Source organism: Nioella sp., from assembly GCF_964229645.1.
Taxonomy (GTDB): domain Bacteria; phylum Pseudomonadota; class Alphaproteobacteria; order Rhodobacterales; family Rhodobacteraceae; genus Nioella.
Map to the genome: position 1 here is coordinate 1 of NZ_CAXREX010000281.1, position 2,916 is coordinate 2,916.

The following is a 2,916-nucleotide window of genomic DNA, read 5'->3' on the forward strand; positions in this document are numbered from 1 at the left end:
GGAGGGAGCCATGCGCCGCAGGGGCTGGCATACGCAAGAGTTGCAGGGTGAGCTGATCCTCGCCCGCCGCTGGCCAGCGCGTTTCGACCTGAGCGTCGAGACGCGGCTGCCGCCGGTTGGCCGCAAGGCCCGTCTGGCGCACCAGGTGCGCCAGGATCTCTGGCGCGCGCTGCAATCCCTGCGTGGCTTCTCGCCCTGCGTGTCCGTCACCGAAGAGGCTGGCGCGACGCTGCTCCGCGCCGGCGGTCAGCTGGATGGCGCCGCCCCGCGCGCGCAGGCCGAGGCGCGGCTCGTGGCGGTGCTCGAGGATCCGCGCAACCGCGCCCGCTGGCTGAGGTGGGCGCGATGAGTTTATGGCCTGCGCTCCTGCTGTTCTCCGCCTCGTCGCTTCCGGCGCTGGGCGAGGCCGTCGCCGTGCCCTCGGGCATGGAGGTGAGCTTTCACGACATGATCTGGGACGAGCCGGTCGGGGCGGGGCTGATCTATCGCTTCCGCTTCGTCGCGCCGGAAATCGGCGGCGATGCCCCGCGTGATTTTGCCGAAGTGTCGGGCGACATGGACGAGCTGTGCCAGGTGTTCGCGCTGCCGCGGCTGTCGTCGATCGGCCCGCAGCCGTCTCGGGTGATGATCTCGCTGATGGAGAGCCCGGTCGAATTCGGCGTGGCGAGTCCCGACGTGATCCAATATTTCGAGGCCTACTCGGTGAGCGACGGCCGCTGCATCTGGGAGGCTTTCTGATGCTCCCACAACATCTTGCAGGAAGAAGCTTAGATCCGCTCATCTATGAGGCTTTCGAGCCACAAATCGACCTATGCGCGCATGTTCGATATTGTCCCGCAAAACTTTGGGCTATGTTGGAGATTGATTGCACCCAAGCAATCGAAACCTCGGAACGAGGACGGACAGGGCAAGAGGCTCTAGTCGGTTCCGTCGAATGTGACAGGAGAATAAGATGTCCAAGAGCATCAAAGTGCTTGCAATGCTGGGTCTGTTCGGTCTCGCCGCGTGCGGCCAGCAGGAAGAAGAGTTCGTTGTCGTCGATCCCGAGCCGATCACGACCGAGCCGGTCTACACCGGTAAGTACAAGTAAGACCCTTGGGCGGGCCGCCAGGCCCGCCCTCCCTCCGACTTCGCCCGGTCGCGGTCATATTGACCAAGATCATGGCCGCCGTTCCCCCTATTGCTATTATCCGACGCAACGGGCTGCCGTATTCCCGGCATCCTGTGAGCAAAGGGGAGGACGAGAATGTCACCGAAAATCACAGTCTTCGCGGTCGGCGCTGTGGCGCTGGGCCTTGCTGCCTGCGCGCAAACCGAGCCAGAGCCGCTGCCGGTGCAGCCGCTCTATGACAAGTTCGGCAATGCCGAGTGTCCGGTGGGTTACGTGCTCTACGACGATTTCTGCGTTGTGCCGGCAGCCGAGGGCGCATCTGCGGGTGTCGCCGGCGCTGGCGGTATGGACGGCGGGAGCATGGATCCCGGCAGCACGGCCGGGGATCCGACCGATCCCGGCGCCGATCCCACGGACGTGCCCGACGACGATAGCGGCAGCGGCAACCAGAACCGCAACGAGAACCAGAACGAAAATCAGAACCAGAACCGGAGCGACACCGAAACCCGGACCCAGAACCAGAACGGTTGATCTTGCCGGGCCGCCCCTTGGCGGCCCGAGAGACCTTGCCGGCCGGGATCTGACCGCGGTTCAGGCGCAGCGGCGCCCGCTCCGTCTTGAGAGGGCACCATGCTGAAACACCGCGGCTTTCCCGGCCGTCTTCCCGGCACCGACTACCAGTTCGTCATTCGGCGCGCCAATCCGCGCGGGGTCACGCCGCTGACGCGGCGCGAGCGCTTCCGCGATCGCAAATCGGCGGACAAGCGCGCCGACCTGGCCTTCATGGCCTCGCTCTGGGCGCATTTCGGCACCGAGCCGTTCGAGCGCGGCAATCTCGATGCCGGACGCCTGAGCTGGCTCTTTGGCCGCGAAGTGCTGCCCTATGACGACCCCTTCGACCCCGCCAGCTATGAGTCGCTGCTCGTGATCGACGAACAGGCGGCTCGCGCGTCCTTCCCCGAGGCCTTCGAGGAGAACGAAGATTGGGCGTGATCCTGCCTGTTCCGGGCCGCGCTGAGCGGAGCGGCGCCGACATCGGGTCGGGCGCGCAATACCGCTATGCGTGTGCTGGCGACTCTGCAACACTACCAATGTTGCGAGTTGTCCGGCACCACCGCAGAGGTCCGGGCATTCACCGTTACCCTTCCCCTTGCGGGCGGCGCGGCACATCCCCTGGCCCGTCGTCCGCCTCTCTTGTTGCGACGCTCTCCAGCGACCCGCGGCATTCCGCCGCCGCTCGGCAGACCGGCGCCGGTCGTGGCAAGATCGTTAAATTTGGCTGGAACCCTGTTCAGATCTGTGGCGTTGATCACCAGACAACGCAACAGGAACTAAGGGAATTCGACCCATGGCAAAATTCGCCGTTCGCACCGCCGCCATTCTTGGCCTTCTCACCGTCGCAGCCTGCGAGACCTCTGATCTTGGCCGCGCGGGCATCGAGGCCGGCAGCGGCTATCACCTCGACCGCGCCGTGGGCGGCGACGGCACCGTCGGCGCAGCCGTGGGCGCGACCGCAGGCGTCGTCTGCGACGACGTCACCCCGCAATACTGCAACTGATCGCCTGATCTCCGCCGCGCCCCGCGCGGCGGCCAGCACAACATCGAAGCCATCGGAGCCGCGCGCTCCGGTGGCTTTTTTCGTGGCCGCGCCCGGGACGGGGCAGGGCCTGAGGAATACGTAGGAAAGGGACGAGGATGTTCGACAAGATCCTGATCGCGAACCGGGGCGAGATCGCCTGCCGGGTCATCAAGACGGCGAAGAAGATGGGCATCAAGACGGTGGCCGTCTATTCCGAGGCCGACAA

At 65.6% G+C, this 2,916-nt stretch carries 7 protein-coding genes; all 7 read left to right on the top strand.

Translation table 11 applies throughout. The features are described from left to right. On the top strand, positions 1–349 hold a 349-nt coding region (locus tag ACEQXV_RS18005), incomplete at its 5' end, for a hypothetical protein (RefSeq protein ID WP_370270328.1). Next, the gene (locus tag ACEQXV_RS18010) at positions 346–738 is read left to right on the top strand and encodes a DUF6497 family protein (protein WP_222603656.1); all 393 of its coding nucleotides are present in this window, start codon (positions 346–348) and stop codon (positions 736–738) included. The genes ACEQXV_RS18005 and ACEQXV_RS18010, both read left to right, overlap by 4 nt. A 214-nt stretch (positions 739–952) precedes the next feature. Further along, positions 953–1,090 carry a hypothetical protein gene (locus tag ACEQXV_RS18015; RefSeq protein ID WP_007798398.1) on the top strand — a complete coding sequence of 46 codons (138 nt, stop codon included), beginning with the start codon at positions 953–955 and terminating at the stop codon, positions 1,088–1,090. A gap of 156 nt (positions 1,091–1,246) precedes the next feature. Beyond that, positions 1,247–1,642: a hypothetical protein gene (locus tag ACEQXV_RS18020; protein WP_370270330.1), complete on the top strand. Its 396-nt coding sequence runs from the start codon at positions 1,247–1,249 to the stop codon at positions 1,640–1,642. 99 nt (positions 1,643–1,741) lie between these two features. After that, positions 1,742–2,104: a hypothetical protein gene (locus ACEQXV_RS18025; protein ID WP_222603658.1), complete on the top strand. Its 363-nt coding sequence runs from the start codon at positions 1,742–1,744 to the stop codon at positions 2,102–2,104. Between the two features lie 355 nt (positions 2,105–2,459). Next, positions 2,460–2,669: a hypothetical protein gene (locus ACEQXV_RS18030; protein WP_370270331.1), complete on the top strand. Its 210-nt coding sequence runs from the start codon at positions 2,460–2,462 to the stop codon at positions 2,667–2,669. 137 nt (positions 2,670–2,806) lie between these two features. Next, a partial coding sequence (locus tag ACEQXV_RS18035) for a biotin carboxylase N-terminal domain-containing protein (RefSeq protein ID WP_370270333.1) occupies positions 2,807–2,916 on the top strand: 110 nt, incomplete at its 3' end.

What these genes read in the sequence shown, in the direction of transcription:
- ACEQXV_RS18010 (WP_222603656.1), top strand. Translation starts at nt 346, where the DNA reads ATGAGTTTATGGCCTGCGCTCCTGCTGTTCTCCGCCTCGTCGCTTCCG.
- ACEQXV_RS18015 (WP_007798398.1), top strand. Translation starts at nt 953, where the DNA reads ATGTCCAAGAGCATCAAAGTGCTTGCAATGCTGGGTCTGTTCGGTCTC.
- ACEQXV_RS18020 (WP_370270330.1), top strand. Translation starts at nt 1,247, where the DNA reads ATGTCACCGAAAATCACAGTCTTCGCGGTCGGCGCTGTGGCGCTGGGC.
- ACEQXV_RS18025 (WP_222603658.1), top strand. Translation starts at nt 1,742, where the DNA reads ATGCTGAAACACCGCGGCTTTCCCGGCCGTCTTCCCGGCACCGACTAC.
- ACEQXV_RS18030 (WP_370270331.1), top strand. Translation starts at nt 2,460, where the DNA reads ATGGCAAAATTCGCCGTTCGCACCGCCGCCATTCTTGGCCTTCTCACC.